Source organism: Streptomyces sp. NPDC057249, assembly GCF_042669245.1.
Classification (GTDB): domain Bacteria; phylum Actinomycetota; class Actinomycetes; order Streptomycetales; family Streptomycetaceae; genus Streptomyces.
Genome location: NZ_JBHUXS010000029.1, coordinates 18,397 through 39,283 on the forward strand (window position 1 = coordinate 18,397; position 20,887 = coordinate 39,283).

Sequence of the window (20,887 nt, forward strand, 5' to 3'; positions counted from 1 at the left end):
GTCGAATGGGCTGTTCGCGACCGGTCAGGAGGTCGGGTAGACGAACGGCATGACCAGACCGATCAGGGCGAGCGCCTCACAGAAGGCGAAGCCGAGGATCTGGTTGGCGCGGATGAGACCGGCAGCCTCGGGCTGACGGGCGAGCGCCTGGGTGCCGTTACCGAAGATGATGCCGATGCCGACGCCGGGGCCGATCGCGGCGAGGCCGTAACCGATCGAGCCGAGGTTGCCCTTGATTTCGACGCCGGCGGCGAGGGTCTGGAGAGCGGACATGCCGGTTCTTCCTTCTCTTTCAATGTCCGGTGGGGGTTGGCCACCGGGTGCTTCAGGAGTGGGGTGCTCAGTGGCCCTTGGCGAGAGCGCCCTGGATGTAGCTGCAGGCCAGCAGCACGAAGACGTAAGCCTGAACAGCCTGGATGAAGAGTTCGAAGGCGGTCATCACGATGACCATCACGAACGACACACCTGCGTAGGCGATCCCGATGCCGTTGAGCATGTACCAGCTGGCGATCGTGAAGAGCAGCAGGAGCGTGTGGCCCGCGAACATGTTGGCGAAGAGCCGGACCGCGTGCGTGAACGGCCGGACGAACAGGTTCGAGAAGAACTCGATGGTCATCGAGAGCGGCAGGACCCCGCCGAGGCTCTTGTCGTAACCCGTGAAGTTCTTGAGGGCTCCGACGAAGCCGTGCTTCTTGAAGGTCAGGCCGACCCACAGGAAGTAGACGATCGCGGCCAGCGCGGCCGGGTACGAGATGATCGCCGTCACGGGGAACTGGGCAACCGGAATGATGGACCAGAGGTTCATCATCCAGATGACGAAGAACAGGGAGACCATCAGCGGGACGTACTTCTCGCCGTCGCGCTTGCCGATCGTCTCGTAGACGATGCCGCGGCGGATGAAGTCGTATCCGGCCTCGGCCGTCATCTGGAGCTTGCCGGGCACCAACTTCGGCTTGCGGAAGGCGGCCCAGAAGAAGCCCACGATGATCACCGAGCCGAGCAGGGCCAGCAGCATCGTCTTGTTGAAGTACAAGTTGCTGTCCGCGTCGCCCCAGAGGGGCTCGAACAGGAACGAGTGCAGGCCGGGTGCCGGAAAGCCACAACCGTCGAAGAGGTGGCAATCGGTCTCGAAGGCGAGCACCTGTGTCGGGTCAGCACTCACCGCGGGCTCCTTCAGCGTGGCGCATAGGTACGGCAACCTCGTTGTGTCGGCGCGGCGCGCAGCCGCGGTTCGGCACTGGACTGGTGTTTCGGATGTGTGAGCGGCAGTCAGGCATGTGAGCCTCGCGATCGAGCAGGCGTCAGCTCACATGCACGCGCCCGCAGTGCCGCAGTTGGAACCGGACGATAGCAGGGTCCTGACCCCGCACTTATTCCGCCCCTACCCTTCACGCGTCGGACCCCGGTTTCCCGGCCTTGTCGGCCTTGTCGGATTCGGGTTCCACGTAAAGGATCTTGGCCTTCATGTGCGCACGCGCCTGTGCGCCGATCCACACGAGGGTCGTCGCGACCAGGGTGATCGCGAAGGCCTTCGGGTTGAACAGCGAGGTGTTCTTGAATACGGCGACGAAGATGAACAGCAGCAGGAGCTGCGCCGTGTAGAGCGCGAGCCCCATCGCCTGGAAGAGGTGGGGCATGGACCTGGCGGTCCGTTGCAGGACCACGAGTCCGATCCCCATGAAGAGGATGACCACGATCGTCCCCACGATCGCGCCCAGGGCTCCCTTGCCGCCGGCGACGCCAGCGCTGATCGCGGCGGCTACGGCGCCGGCGACAGCGGTGGGTACGGCGGTCTGGAGGAGAGTCCGGACGTCGTTGGACGGCATGGCGGCAGCTCCGCTTGCAGGGGGTGGGCAGTGTGTCGTCATGGACGAGCGTAGGCCCGGTCCGAGTCGATGCCTCGGGCCGATGGACCGTGCTACATCAGGTCCTTCGGCTCTGTCACCGGGCTTCGTGAACGGTATCACAAACTATTTGATGAGGTCTTTACCAAGAAAGTGTGCTTGCTGTCACACGTGAGGGCTAATGAGCACGTGTGAGCAGGGCACGGCGTCGTTTTGTCTGCTAATGGGTGCCGATAAACCGGTTCACCGGCGGGTGGAACCGGCCGCTCTGCGATCAGCCGTACGCGAACGGTGGCCGATCGCGGTCGCCCCGTTGACGCCCGGGACAGCCGCGGCGACAGGCGCCCCGGCGGCCGTCTCACGCTCCTCGGCAGCGCCCCCGGCCCCGCCCGTCGCACCCGTCTCCATCTGGCCGTCCACGGGCCCCTGTTGGCCCTCCGCGGCCTCCTCCGACGCGGCCCCCGGCCCCTCCGCCCGACGCCGTCTGCGGCGGTAGCGCGGCGGCACGAAGCGTTCCGCCCAGCGCGGGGCGCGCGGGGTGAACGCGGGCAGCAGGAGCAGGATCAGCCCGAGCGCGCTCAGCCCGACGATCACGATCACGATCCACAGGGACGTCGAGTGCACCGAGTACCCCACCGCGCCGAACGCGATCAGCGCCGACCAGAAGTACATGATCAGCACCGACCGGCTGTGCGAGTGGCCGATGTTGAGCAGGCGGTGGTGCAGGTGCCCCCGGTCCGCCGCGAACGGCGACTGGCCGTTCCAGGTGCGCCGCACGATCGCCAGCACCAGGTCGGCCGCCGGGATGGCGATGATGGTCAGCGGCAGCAGCAGCGGGATGAACACCGGGAGCATCGCGTGGGTCGCCTGGCGCTCACTGCCCTCGAAGATCTTCATGGTGTCCGGGTCGACCTGCCCGGTCACCGAGATCGCGCCGGCCGCGAGCACCAGGCCGATCAGCATCGAGCCCGAGTCGCCCATGAAGATCCGCGCGGGGTGCATGTTGTGCGGCAGGAAGCCGAGGCACATGCCCATCAGGATCGCCGCGAACAGCGTCGCCGGGGCGGCGGCCTCGATGGTGTGCCCGTACCAGAGCCGGTAGGTGTACAGGAAGAACGCGGCGGCGGCGATGAGGACCATGCCCGCCGCGAGCCCGTCCAGGCCGTCCACGAAGTTGACCGCGTTGATCGTGATGACGACCAGCGCCACGGTGAGCAGGGTGCCCTGCCACGGGGTGAGGGCGACGGTGCCGACGCCCGGGATCGGCAGCCACAGGATCGTGAGGCCCTGGAGGACCATGACGGCGGCGGCGAGCATCTGCCCGCCCAGCTTGATCAGGGCGTCGATCTCGAACTTGTCGTCCAGCACCCCGATCAGCCAGATCAGCGCCGCGCCGGAGAGCAGCGCCCGGGGTTCGCTGGAGAGTTCGAAGACACCGTCGAGGTTGGCGAGGTGGTTGGCGACGATGAGCCCCGCGCACAGCCCGCCGAACATGGCGATGCCGCCGAGCCGCGGAGTCGGTTCGCGGTGGACGTCGCGCGCGCGGATCGCGGGCATCGCCCCGACCGCGATGGCGAACTTGCGCACCGGGCCGGTGAGCAAGTAGGTCACAGCGGCCGTGACACAGAGTGTCAGCAGGTAATCACGCACGGGCTGCCCCACAGATATCGCCGGCCATCTCAGCCCACACCTTAACTAGACAGGTCCCATGGTTGAGGACACGGAGCCGACCGCGATGGTTGCACGGCGCCTCTCGGGAAGATCATCGAGGGCACCCGTAGGAGGCCCGCCGCGGGGTCAGTGGGGCGCGGAGACGCCCGTCAGCGCGGTGACGACCGGGTCCAGGGCCTGGCTGATCTCGTCCCCGACGGACCGGAAGAAGGTGATCGGGGCACCGTACGGGTCGTGGACCTCGTCGGCGTCCGCGGTCGGGGCCAGCAGCCAGCCGCGCAGGGCGGCGGCGGCCCGCACCAGGGCGCGGGCGCGCTCGACCACGCCCTCCTCGCGGGCGTCGGGCAGGGTGGCCGGGTCTATGGCCCGGACCAGCCTGGTGAACTCCTTGAGCGTGAAGGTGCGCAGCCCGGCCGAATGGCCCATGGAGATGACCTGGGCGCGGTGGTCGCGGGTGGCCGTGAGCACGAGGTCGGCACGGATCACGTGCTCGTCCAGCAGCTCACGGCCGGTGAAGCCGGTGGCGTCGGCGCCGAAGTCGGCGAGGACCACCTCGGCGTTGGCCTCCATCGGGGCGCCCTCGTGGCCCCAGGTGCCGGCGCTCTCCACGATCAGCCCGCCCTGGAGCGGGTCCCCGAGCCGGTGCACCAGGGCGTGCCGGGTCAGCCGCTCGGTGATCGGCGAGCGGCAGACGTTGCCGGTGCTGACGTGGAGGATGCGGAAAGTGTCGGGCCGCCCCGCTATGCCACGCCCCTCGGGGGCGGTCAATTGGCCACCTCGAGGTCGGGGACCACCTTGCGCAGCTCCTCCGCCGAGATCGCCCCCGCGCGCAGCAGGACGGGCACCTTGCCGGTGACGTCCACGATCGACGACGGGACGATGCCGGGGGTCGGGCCGCCGTCGAGGTAGACGGAGACGGAGTCGCCGAGCATGTCCTGGGCGGCGTCGCAGTCCTCCGGCGAGGGGTGGCCGGTCAGGTTGGCGCTGGACACGGCCATCGGGCCGACCTCGGTGAGGAGCTCGATGGCGACCGGGTGCAGCGGCATCCGGACGGCGACCGTGCCCCGGGTGTCGCCGAGGTCCCACTGGAGCGACGGCTGGTGCTTGGCGACCAGGGTCAGGGCGCCCGGCCAGAAGGCGTCGACCAGCTCCCACGCCTGCTCGGAGAAGTCGGTGACCAGGCCGTGCAGGGTGTTCGGGGAGCCGATGAGGACCGGCGAGGGCATGTTGCGGCCCCGGCCCTTGGCCTCCAGGAGGTCGCCGACCGCCTCGGAGGCGAAGGCGTCCGCGCCGATCCCGTACACGGTGTCGGTGGGCAGCACGACGAGCTCGCCGCGGCGGACGGCCGACGCGGCTTCGCGCAGCCCCGTCGTGCGGTCGGTCGCGTCGTTGCAGTCGTATCGCCGTGCCATCAGCCGGCCTCCTCAAGCATGTACGGGTAGGGCTGGTACGGGTGCCGCCCCCCGGTCACGGCATCGCCTTGCGGGCGGTGGCGAACCGGGGGCGGCGGTTGAGGTCCGGGTGGTCGGCCGCGTCGGCCCAGCCCCGCTCCTCGGTGAAGATCCAGGGCACCTGGCCGCCCTGGGTGTCGGCGTGCTCGATGACGACGAGGCCGCCGGGGCGGAGCAGGCGGTGCGCGGTGCGCTCGATGCCCCGGATGGTGTCGAGGCCGTCCTCGCCGGAGAACAGCGCCATCTCGGGGTCGTGGTCGCGCGCCTCGGGCGCCACGTACTCCCACTCGGTGAGCGGGATGTACGGCGGGTTGGAGATGACCAGGTCGACCTGGCCGTCCAGCTCGGGCAGGGCGGTGAGCGCGTCGCCGCGGTGGACGGTGACGCGCGAGTTCTCGGCGTTCCTCCGGGTCCACTTCAGGGCGTCCTCGGACAGCTCCACGGCGTGCACGCGGGAGCGCGGGACCTCCTGGGCCATGGCGAGGGCGATGGCGCCGGAGCCGGTGCACAGGTCCACGATCAGCGGCTCGACGACGTCCATCGCGCGGACGGCGTCTATGGCCCAGCCGACGACCGACTCGGTCTCGGGGCGGGGCACGAAGACGCCGGGGCCGACCTGGAGCTCCAGGTAACGGAAGAAGGCGCGTCCGGTGATGTGCTGGAGCGGTTCGCGGGCCTCGCGGCGGGCGATGGTCTCCCAGTAGCGGGCGTCGAAGTCGGCGTCCGGCACGTTGTGCAGCTCTCCCCGCTTGACGCCGTGCACGAACGCGGCGAGTTCCTCGGCATCGAATCTCGGTGAGGGAACACCGGCGTCGGCCAGCCGCTGGGTGGCCTGGGCCACCTCGGCGAGCAGCAGGTTCATCGCGGTTCTCCGTACGGGGTCACGAGCGGGGCGGGGCGGGCGGTGGGCTCAGGCGGCTGCCAGCTTGGCGGCGGAGTCGGCGTCGACGCAGGCCTGGATGACCGCGTCCAGGTCACCGTCGAGCACCTGGTCCAAGTTGTACGCCTTGAAGCCGACGCGGTGGTCCGAGATCCGGTTTTCCGGGAAGTTGTACGTCCGGATCTTCTCGGACCGGTCGACCGTGCGCACCTGGCTGCGACGTACGTCCGAAGCCTCCTGCTCGGCGGCCTCCTGGGCGGCGGCGAGCAGCCGGGAGCGCAGGATGCGCATCGCCTGCTCCTTGTTCTGGAGCTGGCTCTTCTCGTTCTGGCAGGAGGCGACGACGCCGGTCGGCAGGTGGGTGATGCGGACGGCGGAGTCGGTCGTGTTGACGGACTGGCCGCCGGGGCCGGACGAGCGGTACACGTCGATGCGCAGGTCGTTGGCGTGGATCTCGACGTCGACCTCCTCGGCCTCGGGCGTCACGAGGACACCGGCGGCAGAGGTGTGGATGCGGCCCTGGGACTCGGTGGAGGGCACGCGCTGCACGCGGTGCACCCCGCCCTCGTACTTCAGGCGGGCCCAGACGCCCTGGCCGGGCTCGGTGGCCCCATTGCCGCCCTTGGTCTTCACGGCGACCTGGACGTCCTTGTAGCCGCCGAGCTCGGACTCGGTGGAGTCGATGATCTCGGTCTTCCAGCCGACGCGCTCGGCGTAGCGCAGGTACATGCGCAGCAGATCGCCGGCGAACAGCGCGGACTCGTCGCCGCCCGCCCCGGCCTTGATCTCCAGGAGCACGTCCTTGTCGTCGCTGGGGTCGCGGGGGACGAGCAGCAGGCGGAGCTTCTCGGTGAGCTCCTCGCGCTGCTGCTCCAGCTCCTTGACCTCGGCCGCGAAGTCGGGATCGTCGGCGGCGAGCTCGCGGGCGGTCTCGATGTCGTCACCGGACTGCTTCCAGGAGCGGTACGTCGCGACGATCGGGCTCAGCTCCGCGTAGCGCTTGTTGAGCTTGCGCGCGTTGCCCTGGTCGGCGTGGACCGCGGGGTCGGCGAGCTGCTTCTCCAGATCGGCGTGCTCGCCGATCAGTTCCTCGACCGCCTCGAACATCTCGGGCTCCTGGTTCCTTCGCTCGTCGTGCCTGCCGGCCGGTGGGTGCCTGCCGGGGCCGGGTACGGAGACCCCGTGCCCGGACCGGAAAAAAACGCCGGCCACGGCGCCCCGGGAAGAGGGCACCGCGGACCGGCGCGGACGGCTCGCTACTTGCCGGAGGCCTTGGCGCCCTTGCCGAAGCGGGCCTCGAAGCGGGCCACACGGCCACCGGTGTCGAGGATCTTCTGCTTGCCCGTGTAGAACGGGTGGCACTCGGAGCAGACCTCGGCACGGATGGTGCCGCTGTCCAGCGTGGAGCGGGTGGTGAACGACGCGCCACAGGTGCAGCTGACCTGCGTCTCGACGTACTGGGGGTGGATGTCGCGCTTCAAGGGTGTCTCCTAGGTTCGGGAGGGCACCGGGTCGTACGCGCGGATTGCGCGTCCGTGAACCGGGGCCGACGTACCAGTCTGCCAGGACCGGCCGTATCTCCCAAAACGAGGGTGGACGGCCGGGTATTCCCCCGGACGCGCCCGGGTCACCGGACGATCTCGCCCGCGTCGCCCTTGTCGCCCGCCGACTGCTTCGTCGCGGAGGCGGGGATCGGCCGGTCGGCGTTCAGGGCGTCCCAGACCTGCCGGTCGGCCTCCTCCAGCGGGAGGACGCGGTTGGGGTCTGCGGGGTCGTACCGGACGGGCAGGGTCACCATGTTCACGTGGTCGGAGCCGAGCCCCTTGAGGCCCTTGGCGAAGCCCGCGAGCTCGGTGACCGAGCCGAGGTCGGAGTCGGTCGTGACGGCCTTGGTGGCGGTGTCCGCGATGCCGTACAGCTTGGTGCCGTCGAACACGCCCACGCTCTTGACCTGCTGCATCAGCGCCTTGATGAACGCCTGCTGGAGCTGGATGCGGCCGAGGTCGCTGCCGTCGCCGACGCTGTGCCGGGTGCGGACCAGGCCGAGGGACTGCTCGCCGTCCAGGGTGTGGGTGCCGGGCTGGAGGTCCAGGTGGCTGTCGGGGTCGTCGATCGCCTCTGTGGTGGTGATCCGGACGCCGCCGAGCTTGTCGATCAGCTTCTTGAAGCCGGTGAAGTCGACCTCGACGTAGTGGTCCATGCGGATGCCGGACATGGCTTCGACGGTCTTGACCGCGCAGGCCGGCCCGCCGACCTCGTACGCCGTGTTGAACATGGCGCGCTGCTGCCCGGCCACCGGATCGCCGCTGACGTCCCCGGTGCAGTCGGGCCGGGTGATGAGGGTGTCGCGCGGGATGGAGACCACACTCGCGGTCTTGTGGCCCTTGTTGACGTGGACGACCATCGCGGTGTCGGAGCGGGCCGCGCCCTCGTCGGCGCCGTACTCGCCGTTCGCGCCGGAGCGGGAGTCGGAGCCGAGCACGAGGATGTCCTCGGAGCCGTTGTCGACGTTCTCGGGGCGGTCCTTGCCGAGCGCGGTGTTGATGTCGACGGCCTGGAGATTGCCGTTGAGGTGGACGTACGCGTAGCCGAGCCCCGCACCGCCCACGACGACCGCGCCGGCCAGGCTCCAGACGGCGATCCGCGTGGCCCGGCGGCCACGGGACGGCTTTTTCCGGCGTCTGCCGGTGGCCCGTATTCGGCCGCTGCTCCCGCTTCGCTCGCTCATGCGTCTCCCTCGTTCCGTCGGCTACCCCCTTGCGTTGGCGGCGACAAGAAGCGTGGCACAGGCGGCTGTGGCCCCCGCGGGTGCCCACAACGGCTCGCACGGGGGCGGAGCCGGCCGGGATTCCGGCGCTCACCTGCGGTTTCGTGGCCCGCGCGACGGTCGTACGAAGGTGTGGGGCGACGCCGTCCGTGTGGCGAAGGTCTCGGAACGGCAACGGTGTACGGCACAGGGCCGCCCCCGCACCGGAGTGCGGGGGCGGCCCTGTGTGCTGCCGGAGGGCGACGCCTAGTCGTTGTTGCCCGGGGCCGGCGTCGTCTTCTGGATCTGGAGCAGGAACTCCGCGTTCGACTGGGTCTTCTTCATCCGGTCGAGCAGGAGCTCGATGGCCTGCTGCTGGTCGAGCGCGTGCAGCACCCGGCGCAGCTTCCAGACGATCCCCAACTCCTCGCTGCCGAGCAGGATTTCCTCCTTGCGGGTGGAGGACGCGTCGACGTCCACCGCCGGGAAGATCCGCTTGTCGGAGAGCTTGCGGTCGAGCTTGAGCTCCATGTTGCCGGTGCCCTTGAACTCCTCGAAGATCACCTCGTCCATGCGCGAGCCGGTCTCGACCAGCGCGGTGGCCAGGATGGTCAGCGAGCCGCCGTCCTCGATGTTGCGCGCGGCACCGAAGAAGCGCTTCGGCGGGTAGAGCGCGGTCGAGTCGACACCACCGGACAGGATGCGGCCGGAGGCCGGGGCGGCGAGGTTGTACGCGCGGCCCAGGCGGGTGATCGAGTCCAGCAGGACGACCACGTCGTGACCCAGCTCCACCAGGCGCTTGGCGCGCTCGATGGCCAGCTCGGCGACGGTGGTGTGGTCCTCGGCGGGGCGGTCGAAGGTCGAGGAGATGACCTCGCCCTTCACCGACCGCTGCATGTCGGTGACCTCTTCCGGACGCTCGTCCACGAGGACGACCATCAGGTGGCACTCGGGGCTGTTGACCGTGATCGCGTTGGCGATGGCCTGGAGGATCATGGTCTTGCCGGTCTTCGGCGGGGCCACGATCAGACCGCGCTGGCCCTTGCCGATGGGGGCGACCAGGTCGATGATCCGCGTCGTCAGGACGTTGGAGTCGGTCTCCAGGCGGAGCCGGTCCTGCGGGTAGAGCGGGGTCAGCTTCTGGAACTCGGGGCGGCCCCGGCCCGATTCCGGTGCCATGCCGTTGACCGAGTCGAGGCGGACCAGCGCGTTGAACTTCTCGCGGCGCTCGCCGTCCTTGGGCTGGCGCACCGCACCGGTGACGTGGTCGCCCTTGCGCAGGCCGTTCTTGCGGACCTGGGCGAGCGAGACGTACACGTCGTTCGGGCCGGGCAGGTAGCCGGAGGTCCGGATGAACGCGTAGTTGTCGAGGATGTCCAGGATGCCCGCGACGGGGATCAGGACGTCGTCGTCGCTGACGGGCGGGGCGTCGGCGAAGTCGTCGCGTCCACGGCGCCCGCGGCGGTCGCGGTAGCGCCCGCGCCGGCCGCGCCGGCCGCCCTCGTCGTCGAAGCCGTCGTCCTGCGGGCCGTTGTTGCCGCCCTGGTTCTGGCCGCCGCCCTGACGGCGGTTGCCGCCCTGGTCGTCGCCCTTGCCGCGCTGACGGTCGCGCTGGCGGTCGCGGCGCTGCTCGCCCCGGTCCCCGCGCTGGCGGTCGCCGCGGTCGCCCCGGCGGCCCTCGGCGTTGTCCGCGCCGGCCTCGGCCTTGGACTCGGCGGAGCGGTCCTCGGCGGGCGCCTCGTGCTTCTGCTCCTGCTTCGGCTCGTCCTGGGCGCGGTCCTTGGTCTGCGCCTTGGCGTCCGGCTTGCTCTCCGGGCTGCCCGCCTGCGCGGTGGCGCGGCGGCGGCGGCGCTCGCCCGCGGGCTGGTCGTCGCTGGCCGGCTGGCCCGGGATGTCGATCTGCTGCTGGGCCGTGGCCTTGTCGGCGGGCGCGGCGGCCGGGGCCTCGTCGGCGCCGGTGCGGGCCTTGGAGGTGGCGCGGCGCTTCGGCTTGGTCTCCGTCGCGTCGGCGGCGGCCGCGGGGGCCTTGGCCTTGGGGGCGGCGGAGCCGCCACCGGCCTGGGCCTCCTTGATGACCTCGATCAGCTGGCTCTTGCGCATCCGCGCGGTGCCCTTGATGCCGAGGCCGGACGCGACCTGCTGCAGCTCGGCCAGGACCATGCCCTCAAGGCCGGTGCCGGAGCGGCGGCGCCGTGCGGTGGTGCCAGTGGCAGCACCTTCGGCGGGCGTGGCGCTGTCGACGTTCTTGTCGGCAGTCACGCCCATCAGATCGGTGGTGTCGCTCACGAAGGGTCCTTCCCTGGAGCGGACGTCGGCCTTCTGGCTCGGCGACCGGTTGTGCTGTCCGGCTGCGGTCCTCGGTTGGTGCGGCCCGTGCCGGGGCGGTGGTCCGCCGGATGGAACGGCGGAGAGATGAGGTGTGCATGTGCCCGGCGCGAGCATCCCCCTGCTCGGCCCACTCCTGGACGAGCGGAGGGGTGTCGTGCCGGTTCCGGAGCGTGCTCGCAACTGCTCAGGCAGGCTGCTCAGGCAGTTGGGGAGGCTCCCGGAAGAAATGGTGGTCCCGAAGGGGACACGAAGCAACGCGCCTCATGGACGTCGATTGCAGACTTGAGGTTAACACTACCGGCTCCAACAAACATTCCCCCTCTCACTCACCGGCAATCACTTCTCGGCCAGCGGCCTCGCGGGCCGGACGGGAGGCGCGGACATGGCCTACGGGGCCAGCGGCAGGACGCTCGCGCCCTGCGCGTCGAGAGCGAGCCGGTTGGCCGCCCATCCCTCACCCGCCAGTCGGGCGACCTTGTCGGCCGCGCCGTCCCCGGCCAGGGCCAGCACCGTCGGTCCCGCGCCGGAGATCACCGCCGGGACGCCCTCGGCGCGCAGCCGGGCCACGAGTTCGACGCTCTCGGCCATGGCGGGCGCGCGGTAGTCCTGGTGCAGCCGGTCCTCGGTGGCCGTGAGCAGCAGCTCGGGGCGCCTGGTCAGGGCCTCGACGAGGAGGGCGGCACGGCCGGCGTTGAACGCGGCGTCGACGTGCGGGACGGTGCGCGGCAGGAGGCCGCGGGCGGTCTCGGTGAGCACCGGCTTGCCGGGGACGAAAACCACCGGAACGATGGAATCAGCGGGGTCCATCCTGATCGCGCGCGCGGAGGCGCCGTCCATCCAGGCGAGCGTGAATCCGCCGAGCAGGCAGGCCGCGACGTTGTCGGGGTGGCCCTCGATCTCGGTGGCGAGCTCCAGCAGCGCGGCGTCGTCCAGCCGGGCGTCGCCGCCGGTGGTCACGGCGCGGGCGGCGACGATCCCGGCGCAGATGGCGGCGGAGGAGGAGCCGAGGCCGCGCCCGTGCGGGATGCGGTTGGCGCAGACGATCTCCAGGCCGCGGGGCTGTCCGCCGAGCAGGTCGAAGGCGGTGCGCAGGGACCGTACGAGCAGGTGCTTCTCGTCGCGGGGCAGGGTGTCCGCGCCCTCACCGGCGATGTCGATGTGCAGTCCGGAGTCCGCGACGCGGACGACGACGTCGTCGTAGAGGCCGAGCGACAGGCCGAGGGCGTCGAAACCGGGGCCCAGGTTTGCGCTGGTCGCGGGGACGCGCACCCGGACGGCGGCGGCTCGGAAGGCGGGACCGGCCATCGCTGTGACGACTCTCCTTGTGAGGCGGCGGGGATTCCGGGGGCTGCGGGCGGGGATTCTTCGGGGGAGCCGCAACGGCCCGGGGCCCCGGCAGATGTGGCGGGGCGGATGGGGGACAGCTTATCGAAGGAAGGTTCTGTGGCGACATAGGGCGCACAGGAGGCGCACGATGCGTGTCGCACGCTCGCGGTGCGCTCTTGTCGCCGGAAAGGGCCGGTAGGACGCCTTTTCTGACGACTCGTCGCCCAGGGCCTTTCGTTTGGATCAGGCCGGATCAGGGAGCGGGGTGTGGTGCCGTGCATCGCAAGGCGGAGGAGTGAGGCAACGCGGAGCGTTGGTGATTGACGACAACGCCGCGAGGCGCGGTGCCACGCCCCGCGAGCCCGGCCTGATCCAGACGAAAGGCCCTGCCCCGGGCCGTCGCGCGGACGGACCCGGGGGCGAGGCGTGACGTGGTTACGCCAGGCCCAGCTTCTCGGCGGCGGCGGCCGCGTCGACCGGGACGGTGACCGGCTGCGGGGCGCCCGCGACGGCCCAGTCCGGGTCCTTGAGGCCGTTCCCGGTCACCGTGCACACGATCTTCTGGCCGGGGTCGACCTTGCCCTCCTCGGCGGCCTTGAGCAGACCGGCGACGGACGCGGCCGACGCGGGCTCCACGAAGACGCCCTCCTGCGAGGCCAACAGGCGGTACGCGGAGAGGATCTGACGGTCCGTGACCTCGTCGATGAAGCCGCCCGACTCGTCGCGCGCGGCCAGCGCGTAGTTCCAGGAGGCCGGGTTGCCGATCCGGATCGCGGTCGCGATGGTCGACGGGTCCTTGACGACCTCGCCGCGCACGATGGGCGCGGAGCCGGACGCCTGGAAGCCCCACATGCGCGGCTTGTGCGTCGACACGCCGTCCCCGGCGTACTCGGTGTACCCCTTCCAGTACGCGGTGATGTTGCCCGCGTTGCCGACCGGGAGGACGTGGATGTCCGGGGCGTCGCCGAGCGCGTCGACGATCTCGAACGCGGCGGTCTTCTGGCCCTCGATGCGGACCGGGTTGACGGAATTGACCAGCGCGACCGGGTAGTTGTCCGAGAGCGAGCGGGCCAGCGTCAGGCAGTCGTCGAAGTTGCCGTCGACCTGGAGGATCTTGGCGCCGTGCACCAGCGCCTGGCCCATCTTGCCGAGCGCGATCTTGCCCTGCGGCACCAGGACGGCGCAGACCATGCCGGCCCGGACCGCGTAGGCGGCGGCCGAGGCGGAGGTGTTGCCGGTGGAGGCGCAGATGACGGCCTGCGCGCCCTCCTCCTTGGCCCGGGTGATAGCCATGGTCATGCCGCGGTCCTTGAAGGACCCGGTGGGGTTGGCGCCCTCGACCTTGAGGTGCACCTCGCAGCCCGTGCGCTCGGAGAGGACCTGAGCGGGGACGAGCGGCGTACCGCCCTCACGGAGCGTGACGACCGGCGTCGTGCTCGTGACCGGGAGACGGTCCCGGTACTCCTCGATGATGCCGCGCCACTGGTGGGTGCCCTTGGTGGTCATGGGTCCTTACTCCCCTTCAACACGCATGATGCTGGCGACACCGCGCACGGTGTCGAGCTTGCGCAGCGCCTCGACGGTCCCGGAGAGGGCGGCGTCGGGCGCGCGGTGGGTGACGACGACGAGCGATGCCTCGCCGTCGGTTTCCTGACTGTCCGGCCGGCTCTGCTGGCGGACCGTATCGATGGATACGCCCTGGTCGGCGAAGACCGTCGCGACCTGGGCGAGCACGCCCGGCTTGTCGGCCACGTCGAGGCTGATGTGGTACCGCGTGACGACGTCGCCCATGGGGCTCACCGGCAGGCGCGTGTACGCGGACTCGCCGGGCCCGGGGGCCTCGTTGAGTTTGTTGCGGCAGACGGCCACGAGGTCGCCGAGGACCGCGGACGCGGTGGGCGAGCCGCCCGCGCCGGGGCCGTAAAACATCAGCTGTCCGGCCGCCTCGGCCTCCACGAACACCGCGTTGTACGCCTCGCGCACCGAGGCGAGCGGGTGACTCAGCGGGATCATCGCGGGGTGCACGCGGGCCGTCACGGAGGCGCCGTCGGCGGCGCGCTCGCAGATGGCGAGGAGCTTGACGGTGCAGCCCATGCGGCGGGCGGACGCGATGTCGGCGGCGGTGACCTCGGTGATGCCCTCGCGGTGCACGTCGCCGATCCGGACCCGGGTGTGGAAGGCGATCCCGGCGAGGATCGCGGCCTTCGCTGCGGCGTCGAAGCCCTCCACGTCGGCGGTGGGGTCGGCCTCCGCGTAACCGAGGGCGGTGGCCTCGTCCAGCGCCTCGGAGTATCCGGCGCCGCTGGTGTCCATCTTGTCGAGGATGAAGTTGGTGGTGCCGTTGACGATGCCGAGCACCCGGTTGACCTTGTCGCCGGCCAGGGACTCGCGCAGCGGCCGGACGAGCGGGATGGCACCGGCCACGGCGGCCTCGTAGTAGAGGTCCCGGCCGTGCTGCTCGGCGGCGGCGTGCAGGGCGGCGCCGTCCTCGGCGAGCAGCGCCTTGTTGGCGGAGACGACGCTCGCGCCGTGCTCGAAGGCGGTCCTGATCAGCGTACGGGCGGGCTCGATGCCGCCGATGACCTCGATGACGACGTCGAGGTCGCCGCGTTCGACCAGGGCGGTCGCGTCCGTGGTGATCAGGGCGGGGTCGATGCCCTCGCGCACCTTGGAGGGCCGGCGGACGGCGACACCGGCGAGCTCCACCGGCGCGCCGATGCGCGCGGCGAGGTCTTCGGCGTGCGTCGTCATGATGCGCGCCACCTCTGAGCCGACCACACCACAGCCCAGCAGCGCCACCTTCAGCGGACGCGTACGCATCATCCGACCTCGTTTCCTCTTACACCTGTAGTACGGACCAGTCTCACTCACCGGACGGGTGTTCCCGCCATCCGTCCGGATCGTGAGACCTTTACGGGGATACCGTGGTACGGCCCCGGAAATACGGCATCAGCCGACGTCGAGACGCAGGAGATCTTCCTCCGTCTCGCGCCGGACGATCACCCGCGCCTCCCCGTCGCGCACGGCGACGACGGGCGGGCGCAGGGCGTGGTTGTAGTTGCTCGCCATGGAGCGGCAGTACGCGCCGGTGGCGGGCACGGCGATCAGGTCGCCGGGGGCCAGGTCGGACGGCAGGAAGGCGTCCTTGACCACGATGTCGCCGCTCTCGCAGTGCTTGCCGACGACCCGGACGAGCATCGGTTCGGCGTCCGAGGTCCGGGAGGCGAGCGCGACGCTGTACTCGGCGTCGTACAGCGCGGTGCGGATGTTGTCCGACATGCCGCCGTCGACGCTCACGTAGGTGCGCAGGCCCTCCAGCGGCTTGACCGTGCCGACCTCGTAGAGCGTGAAGGCGGTGGGGCCGACGATGGCGCGGCCGGGCTCGACGGAGATCCGGGGGGTGGCGAGACCGGCGGCCTCGCACTCGCGGGTCACGATGTCACCGAGCGACTTGGCGATCTCGTGCGGCTCGCGCGGGTCGTCCTCGGAGGTGTACGCGATGCCGAGGCCGCCGCCGAGGTCGATCTCGGGCAGTTCGACGCCGTGCTCGTCGCGCACCTCGGCGAGCAGCTGCACGACGCGGCGGGCGGAGACCTCGAAGCCGGCCATGTCGAAGATCTGGGAGCCGATGTGGGAGTGGATGCCGACGAGTTCGAGCCCGTCCAGGGTGAGCGCCCGGCGCACGGCCTCGGCGGCCTGTCCCCCGGCCAGCGCGATGCCGAACTTCTGGTCCTCGTGGGCGGTCGCGATGAACTCGTGGGTGTGCGCCTCGACGCCGACGGTCACCCGGATCTGGACGCGCTGGCGCTTGCCGAGGTCCTGCGCGATGTGCGCGACGCGGACGATCTCCTGGAAGGAGTCGAGGACGATGCGCCCGACGCCCGCCGCGACGGCGCGCTCGATCTCCTCGACGGTCTTGTTGTTGCCGTGGAAGGCGATGCGCTCGGCGGGCATCCCGGCGTCGAGCGCGGTGGCCAGCTCGCCGCCCGAGCAGACGTCGAGGTTCAGCCCCTCCTCCTTGAGCCAGCGGACGACCGCCCGGGACAGGAACGCCTTGCCCGCGTAGAAGACGTCGGCCCCGGGCCCGAAGGCGTCGGACCAGGCGCGGCAGCGGGCCCGGAAGTCGGTCTCGTCGAGGAAGTAGGCGGGGGTGCCGAACTCCTCGGCGAGGCGGGAGGCCGTGAGCCCGCCGACGGTCAGGGCGCCGTGCTCGTCACGGGTGACGGTCTGGGACCACACCTTGGCGTCGAGGACGTTGAGGTCGTCGGCGGGGGCGAGGTAGTGGCCCTCGGACAGCACGTCGGCGTGACGGGGCCCGGCGGGGTGTGCGGATCGGCTCATCGTGTGACTCTGCTCTCTCGGGTGCTCAGAGGAATGCGGGCGCGCTGACGCCGAGCAGGGACAGGCCGCCGGCCAGCACCGTTCCGGCGGCTTCGGCGACAGCCGTCCGGGAGCGGTGGGCGGCCGAGGGTTTCTCCTCCCCGACGGGCAGCGGTGGTGCGGCGTCGTGGAAGTCGAAGAAGGCCGCGGCGACCGCGTCGAGGTGCCGGGCGAGCCGGTCGGGGGCGCGGTGGCGGGCGGCGCCCGCGAGTACGGCGGGGTGCGCGTCGAGCAGCGTGAGCAGAGCGGTGGACGCCTCGGTGGCGTCGATGTCCTCACCGGGCCCCGCGGCGGCGACCCCGAGCCGGGCCGCCTCCCGGACCACGGCACGGGCGCGGGCGTGTGCGTAACGGACGCGGAAGAGGGCGTTGGCCTCGGTCTGCGTGATGAGCTCGGGCCCGAGGGGGGCGCGGTCGTGCCCGGCGGGCCGGAGAAGACCCCAGCGGGCGGCGTCGGGGCCGAGCCGGGCCAGCAGGGCAGCGGCGGGGTCCCCTGCGGGGACGGGGCGTATGGGGGCGGACGGTTCGAGATCCGGGCTGCCGCCCGCCCTGCGCGGGTCCGCCGGAGGCTCCCTGTGAGCGGCGACACCGGACTCCCGCGCCGCACGCGGCGTCTCGTACGCCTCCGCGCTCACCCCGAGCCGCGCCCAGTCCGGGTCCGGCTCCCCCTCGCAGGCGACGCGTACATCGGCGCCCTGGGCGGCCAGGAGGCGGCGGACGGCGTCGGCGGTGACGGCGGCCCGGACCTCGCGGGCGTGGACGAGGCGCAGCCGCTGTCCGGCGAGGGCGTCCCCGTACCCGTACCGCTCCCCCTGCTCCCGCACCCGGTGGACGAGGTCGCGGTGGGCGGCGGCGCCGGTGGCGGCGTCGAGCGTGAAGTTGAGGAAGCCCGGTCCGGTGATCTCGACGCCGGCCACCCCGGGGGCGCCGGCGAGCCGGTCGCGCAGGATATCGGCGACCTCGCGGGCGCCGAGGCCGGCGGGGCCGGCGAGCTGGAGCGCGACCGCGCTGGCGTAGTCGCCACGCCCGCCCGGCCGGGTCCTCTCCACCCGCACGCGCGCGGGCACGGGCGCGCGCAGGGCATCCTCGCGGACCGCGCGGCGCACGGCGTGCAGCACGGTCGTGGAGAGATCGACGGGGGTCACGGGACAAGCGTATGGGAGGGAGGGGGGCCCTTCGCGAACCGGTTTCGCCATGCGGTCAGCCGGCGGCGCTCTCCGCCCGCCCGGCACCCGGCCCGGCGGCCGGCACGGACGGCCGCCCGCGCTCGACGAGCCGCCGCACGAGCATCACCAGCTCCCCCGGCTCGAACGGCTTGGCCAGGAACGCGTCCACTCCGGCGGCGACCCCGTGGTCCACCTCGTACGGCGTGCACGCGCTCACGATCGCGAGCGGCAGGTGCCCGGTGCGCGGGTCGGACCGCAGCCGGGTGGCGGTCTGGAGACCGTCGAGCCGGGGCATGACCACGTCGAGCGTGATCACGTCGGGACGGACCCGGTGCACGAGATCCAGACACTCGACGCCATCGCCCGCGGTCACGACCTCGAAGCCCTCCAGCTCAAGGTTGACCCTGATCAATTGCCGGATGACCTTGTTGTCGTCGACAACAAGCACGCGGCCGCATGCCCCAGACACGCTTCGAGAGTAGGCGCGCCGGAAGGGCTGCGTCCGGGTTTTGCCCACTTCCGCCCCCGGAGGAGCGGCGCCGAGGTTGGCTGGATGTGTGTACGAGGGGGCGCGTGCTCTCACGCGATGACGCGGAATACCTGTTCACGGGCACCCCGTCGGAGCTGGTAGTGTTTCACCCGTCGCAGAGCAGCACAGCGACACGCCCCCGTAGCTCAGGGGATAGAGCATCGGCCTCCGGAGCCGGGTGCGCAGGTTCGAATCCTGCCGGGGGCACTTCGCAGGAAGTGCCGAAAAGACCCCGCCGTCAGTGGAAACACTGATGCCGGGGTCTTGGCGTATGCGCGGGCGTACGCGAGGGCCGGAAGGCCGCCGGCGGAAAGCACCGAGGGCCGCACCTCGTCGGATGCGGCCCTCCGTCCCTCAAGCGGGGCCGGGATCGAAGATCTCGTGCCCACCGACCCGGCGCCAGACGATATGCGGCTCACCCGCGCGGATTTCGTCCGCGTACTGCCAGGTGGCACGCCCGTCGGGCGCCCATGTCATCTCCATGACGGGACGTGCGCCGGCCGGGAGTGGCACTCCCTGGACCGGCTTGACCCGGAGGCCGGGCCGAAACCGCCCGCTGGCCGCGTCCGGCACGAACTTCTTGCGAACGCAGTCCTGGAACCGTGCCCGCTCCTCGGGGAGGAGCTTCTTGAAATCACGGTCGAAGCGAGCGGTCGTCTCAAAAGTCGGCAATGGGCCTCCCAGGGGTCGGGGTCAGTTCTCCTCGGCGAGGTGCGCGAACATCTCGTCCACGTCCTCATGCCGGGTGGTGCGCCCTGCGGCGATGTCCTCGCTCGCGTCACGCTCACCCGCCTGCCACCGCTCCGTCCAGAACCACGCCTGGTCCGTGCGGATCTTCCGTAGTCCGTGCACCTCGACAACGCCGTCGTCGTTGATGGCGAACTCAAGCTCGTCACCCGGGGAGACTCCCAGCGCCTCGCGGACCCCTGCGGGCAGCGTCAACTGCCCCTTGTCGCGCACACCGGCATGGAACGTGGTCGCAGCCATAAGTGACCTCCCTCTCCGCATTCCGTGTCTGCCTCGTGGCTTCAGCATACCTGGGCGGGGAGGAATGTGCGAGATTCCTACTTTCACAACTTCTCACTCTCCAACCCCATCTCCGCCGCGACCGTCTTGCCGACGGGGGCACGGTCCAGCACCTCCCACCGGTCGGCGAGGGCTGCCACCAGGAGCAGTCCTCGACCCTCTTCGGCGAGCGGTAGGGGCTCGGCCACGACCCCGGACGGCAGGCGGCGTTCGCCCCTGGTATCGGAGACCTCGATGCGGAGGGTCCGGCCGGTGAGGTGCAGGCACAGCTCGAAGTCGCGGCCCGGAACGCGGCCATGCGTGACGGCATTGGCCGCGAGTTCGGCGACGAGCACGGCGGCGGTGTCGGAGGCCGTGGTGCCGTGCGGCACGCCCCAGGCGTCGAGCTGGTGCAGGGCGAGGCGACGGGCGAGCCGGGCGCCGCGCGGAGTGGAGCTGAAGCGCTGGGTGAACGCGGTCCCGGTGGCGGGGGCGTGGGGGGCGTCTGCGGTGGGCAGGGGTGTCATGCCAACAAATCTGGCGGTACGTCCATGGCGCGCACCAGTGATCATCCGCGTACTCCGAGTGAGCGTACGCGCTCAGGGCGTCCGCATCAGCTCGCGGAGCCCGGCGACGCGGGCCGGGACACTGTCGGCGGCGTCCCGGGGCGCGTTCTGCGCGTGCGAGCTCCGGCATGGGCGGCAGAGGCCGTCCGGAAGCGCGTCCGCCGGGCCGGGGCGGCCGCATTCGACGCACTCGACCCGGAGGCCGCTCGCGGAGCCGGGCGTGTCCGGGATGTGCGGCGGCATCTTGTCCGTGAGGCGGCGGCGCACCAGGCCGAGCGGGTGCGTGACGGGCTCCGGGAGTCCGGCGGTGAGTGCCGACGCCAGGTGCTCGGCGCTCGCACCGCGTGCGAACCAGGCGGCGGCCAGCGGTTCCAGGGCTGCGCAGTCGGCGGCGGAGAGCGCCAACCGGGGGTCGCGGCGGCCGAGTCCGGCGAGGGCGAGGTACGCGGCGGAGGGCGCGACGGGAGCCTCTGGTGCGGGCGGTGCGGGGGCGGTGCGCTGCGGGGGTACGTCCGGCTGGGCGGCGGCCGGCCCGGAGAGCGCGGCGGTCCACCACTCGTTGTTGCGGGCGGTCCGGGACCAGTAGGTGTACGTCACCCACCGGCATGTCCCGTCGCCTTCGACACGGCGGCGTACGCGGCGCAGGTGTCCGGCCACGGCGAGCGCGCGCAGGGCGGTGCCGATGGCCATCTGGCCGTACAGGGGGAGGTCCTTGGCCAGTGACTTGATGTCCATCGCGGCGCCCTCGGGGAGGCGGTCGATGTAGCCCGCGACGTATCGCTCGCGCTCGGGCAGGGAGGCGAAGTCGGCCGGGCGGGAGGGGCGTTGGCCGGGGGCGACCTGCTTGCCGTAGCCGGACTTGGCCGTGCGGTGCGGGCGCGGCGCTTCGGGCGCGGGCAGGGCGGGACTAAAGTGCTGGACAGCCATGAGATCGGGGCTTTCTGTTGGGTCGATCTTGGGTCAGACCCCGACCGGTGCTGAGAACACCGCGTCGGG

At 71.3% G+C, this 20,887-nt stretch carries 20 protein-coding genes and 1 tRNA gene; 1 reads left to right on the forward strand and 20 read right to left on the reverse strand.

Features of this window, described 5'->3' with window-relative positions:
* Positions 1–24: 24 nt before the first annotated feature.
* The 17 genes from atpE to ACFUJY_RS33325 form a co-directional block, all read right to left on the reverse strand.
* On the reverse strand, positions 25–273 hold the full coding sequence (gene atpE / locus ACFUJY_RS33245; protein WP_018102636.1) for an ATP synthase F0 subunit C: 249 nt from the start codon (positions 271–273) through the stop codon (positions 25–27).
* A 67-nt stretch (positions 274–340) separates the two neighbouring features.
* Entirely contained in the window at positions 341–1,162 is an 822-nt protein-coding gene (gene atpB, locus ACFUJY_RS33250; protein ID WP_328902424.1) for a F0F1 ATP synthase subunit A, read from the reverse strand.
* Positions 1,163–1,388: 226 nt separating this feature from the next.
* Positions 1,389–1,826, reverse strand: coding sequence for a hypothetical protein (locus tag ACFUJY_RS33255; protein WP_383306571.1), 438 nt, complete (start codon positions 1,824–1,826; stop codon positions 1,389–1,391).
* 261 nt (positions 1,827–2,087) lie between these two features.
* Entirely contained in the window at positions 2,088–3,506 is a 1,419-nt protein-coding gene (locus tag ACFUJY_RS33260; RefSeq protein ID WP_383306573.1) for an MraY family glycosyltransferase, read from the reverse strand.
* 135 nt (positions 3,507–3,641) lie between these two features.
* Positions 3,642–4,283 carry a protein-tyrosine-phosphatase gene (locus tag ACFUJY_RS33265; RefSeq protein WP_383306575.1) on the reverse strand — a complete coding sequence of 214 codons (642 nt, stop codon included), beginning with the start codon at positions 4,281–4,283 and terminating at the stop codon, positions 3,642–3,644.
* Entirely contained in the window at positions 4,280–4,927 is a 648-nt protein-coding gene (locus tag ACFUJY_RS33270; protein WP_383306577.1) for an L-threonylcarbamoyladenylate synthase, read from the reverse strand. Before ACFUJY_RS33270 ends, ACFUJY_RS33265 begins: the two co-directional genes overlap by 4 nt.
* 55 nt (positions 4,928–4,982) lie before the next feature.
* Positions 4,983–5,828: a peptide chain release factor N(5)-glutamine methyltransferase gene (prmC, locus tag ACFUJY_RS33275; RefSeq protein WP_383306578.1), complete on the reverse strand. Its 846-nt coding sequence runs from the start codon at positions 5,826–5,828 to the stop codon at positions 4,983–4,985.
* A gap of 48 nt (positions 5,829–5,876) precedes the next feature.
* Positions 5,877–6,953 carry a peptide chain release factor 1 gene (prfA, locus tag ACFUJY_RS33280; RefSeq protein ID WP_143619759.1) on the reverse strand — a complete coding sequence of 359 codons (1,077 nt, stop codon included), beginning with the start codon at positions 6,951–6,953 and terminating at the stop codon, positions 5,877–5,879.
* A gap of 149 nt (positions 6,954–7,102) precedes the next feature.
* A complete protein-coding gene (rpmE, locus tag ACFUJY_RS33285) occupies positions 7,103–7,327 on the reverse strand; it encodes a 50S ribosomal protein L31 (RefSeq protein WP_111338195.1) in 225 nt (74 codons plus the stop codon).
* Positions 7,328–7,473: 146 nt separating this feature from the next.
* On the reverse strand, positions 7,474–8,574 hold the full coding sequence (locus ACFUJY_RS33290; RefSeq protein ID WP_383306581.1) for an LCP family protein: 1,101 nt from the start codon (positions 8,572–8,574) through the stop codon (positions 7,474–7,476).
* A gap of 285 nt (positions 8,575–8,859) precedes the next feature.
* Positions 8,860–10,878, reverse strand: coding sequence for a transcription termination factor Rho (gene rho, locus ACFUJY_RS33295; protein WP_383306583.1), 2,019 nt, complete (start codon positions 10,876–10,878; stop codon positions 8,860–8,862).
* Positions 10,879–11,307: 429 nt separating this feature from the next.
* Positions 11,308–12,225: a homoserine kinase gene (thrB, locus tag ACFUJY_RS33300; protein ID WP_164402831.1), complete on the reverse strand. Its 918-nt coding sequence runs from the start codon at positions 12,223–12,225 to the stop codon at positions 11,308–11,310.
* Between the two features lie 456 nt (positions 12,226–12,681).
* The gene (gene thrC / locus ACFUJY_RS33305) at positions 12,682–13,752 is read right to left on the reverse strand and encodes a threonine synthase (protein ID WP_383306586.1); all 1,071 of its coding nucleotides are present in this window, start codon (positions 13,750–13,752) and stop codon (positions 12,682–12,684) included.
* Positions 13,753–13,758: 6 nt separating this feature from the next.
* Complete coding sequence (locus tag ACFUJY_RS33310) at positions 13,759–15,069, reverse strand: homoserine dehydrogenase (RefSeq protein WP_383306588.1); 1,311 nt, start codon at positions 15,067–15,069, stop codon at positions 13,759–13,761.
* Between the two features lie 126 nt (positions 15,070–15,195).
* Entirely contained in the window at positions 15,196–16,587 is a 1,392-nt protein-coding gene (gene lysA, locus ACFUJY_RS33315) for a diaminopimelate decarboxylase (RefSeq protein WP_383306590.1), read from the reverse strand.
* Between the two features lie 25 nt (positions 16,588–16,612).
* A complete protein-coding gene (nrtL, locus tag ACFUJY_RS33320) occupies positions 16,613–17,770 on the reverse strand; it encodes an ArgS-related anticodon-binding protein NrtL (protein ID WP_383306592.1) in 1,158 nt (385 codons plus the stop codon).
* Between the two features lie 55 nt (positions 17,771–17,825).
* Complete coding sequence (locus tag ACFUJY_RS33325; protein ID WP_143622361.1) at positions 17,826–18,239, reverse strand: response regulator; 414 nt, start codon at positions 18,237–18,239, stop codon at positions 17,826–17,828.
* 216 nt (positions 18,240–18,455) lie between these two features.
* On the opposite strand from ACFUJY_RS33325, the gene ACFUJY_RS33330 reads away from it, so the two are divergent.
* Positions 18,456–18,527: transfer RNA gene (locus tag ACFUJY_RS33330), tRNA-Arg, on the forward strand.
* Between the two features lie 486 nt (positions 18,528–19,013).
* Here ACFUJY_RS33330 and ACFUJY_RS33335 read toward each other — a convergent pair.
* From ACFUJY_RS33335 to ACFUJY_RS33345, 3 genes are all read right to left on the reverse strand, one after another.
* Positions 19,014–19,307, reverse strand: a complete 294-nt coding sequence (locus tag ACFUJY_RS33335; RefSeq protein ID WP_330313731.1) for an AbrB/MazE/SpoVT family DNA-binding domain-containing protein — start codon at positions 19,305–19,307, stop codon at positions 19,014–19,016.
* Positions 19,308–19,390: 83 nt separating this feature from the next.
* Complete coding sequence (locus tag ACFUJY_RS33340) at positions 19,391–19,852, reverse strand: ATP-binding protein (protein ID WP_383306594.1); 462 nt, start codon at positions 19,850–19,852, stop codon at positions 19,391–19,393.
* Positions 19,853–19,924: 72 nt separating this feature from the next.
* The gene (locus ACFUJY_RS33345; protein ID WP_383306596.1) at positions 19,925–20,818 is read right to left on the reverse strand and encodes a MarR family transcriptional regulator; all 894 of its coding nucleotides are present in this window, start codon (positions 20,816–20,818) and stop codon (positions 19,925–19,927) included.
* Between the last annotated feature and the right edge of the window lie 69 nt (positions 20,819–20,887).

What these genes read in the sequence shown, in the direction of transcription:
- ACFUJY_RS33290 (WP_383306581.1), bottom strand. Translation starts at nt 8,574, where the DNA reads ATGAGCGAGCGAAGCGGGAGCAGCGGCCGAATACGGGCCACCGGCAGA.
- thrB (WP_164402831.1), bottom strand. Translation starts at nt 12,225, where the DNA reads ATGGCCGGTCCCGCCTTCCGAGCCGCCGCCGTCCGGGTGCGCGTCCCC.
- ACFUJY_RS33335 (WP_330313731.1), bottom strand. Translation starts at nt 19,307, where the DNA reads ATGGCTGCGACCACGTTCCATGCCGGTGTGCGCGACAAGGGGCAGTTG.
- prmC (WP_383306578.1), bottom strand. Translation starts at nt 5,828, where the DNA reads ATGAACCTGCTGCTCGCCGAGGTGGCCCAGGCCACCCAGCGGCTGGCC.
- thrC (WP_383306586.1), bottom strand. Translation starts at nt 13,752, where the DNA reads ATGACCACCAAGGGCACCCACCAGTGGCGCGGCATCATCGAGGAGTAC.
- prfA (WP_143619759.1), bottom strand. Translation starts at nt 6,953, where the DNA reads ATGTTCGAGGCGGTCGAGGAACTGATCGGCGAGCACGCCGATCTGGAG.
- lysA (WP_383306590.1), bottom strand. Translation starts at nt 16,587, where the DNA reads ATGAGCCGATCCGCACACCCCGCCGGGCCCCGTCACGCCGACGTGCTG.
- ACFUJY_RS33270 (WP_383306577.1), bottom strand. Translation starts at nt 4,927, where the DNA reads ATGGCACGGCGATACGACTGCAACGACGCGACCGACCGCACGACGGGG.
- ACFUJY_RS33345 (WP_383306596.1), bottom strand. Translation starts at nt 20,818, where the DNA reads ATGGCTGTCCAGCACTTTAGTCCCGCCCTGCCCGCGCCCGAAGCGCCG.
- ACFUJY_RS33310 (WP_383306588.1), bottom strand. Translation starts at nt 15,069, where the DNA reads ATGATGCGTACGCGTCCGCTGAAGGTGGCGCTGCTGGGCTGTGGTGTG.
- ACFUJY_RS33340 (WP_383306594.1), bottom strand. Translation starts at nt 19,852, where the DNA reads ATGACACCCCTGCCCACCGCAGACGCCCCCCACGCCCCCGCCACCGGG.
- atpE (WP_018102636.1), bottom strand. Translation starts at nt 273, where the DNA reads ATGTCCGCTCTCCAGACCCTCGCCGCCGGCGTCGAAATCAAGGGCAAC.
- ACFUJY_RS33255 (WP_383306571.1), bottom strand. Translation starts at nt 1,826, where the DNA reads ATGCCGTCCAACGACGTCCGGACTCTCCTCCAGACCGCCGTACCCACC.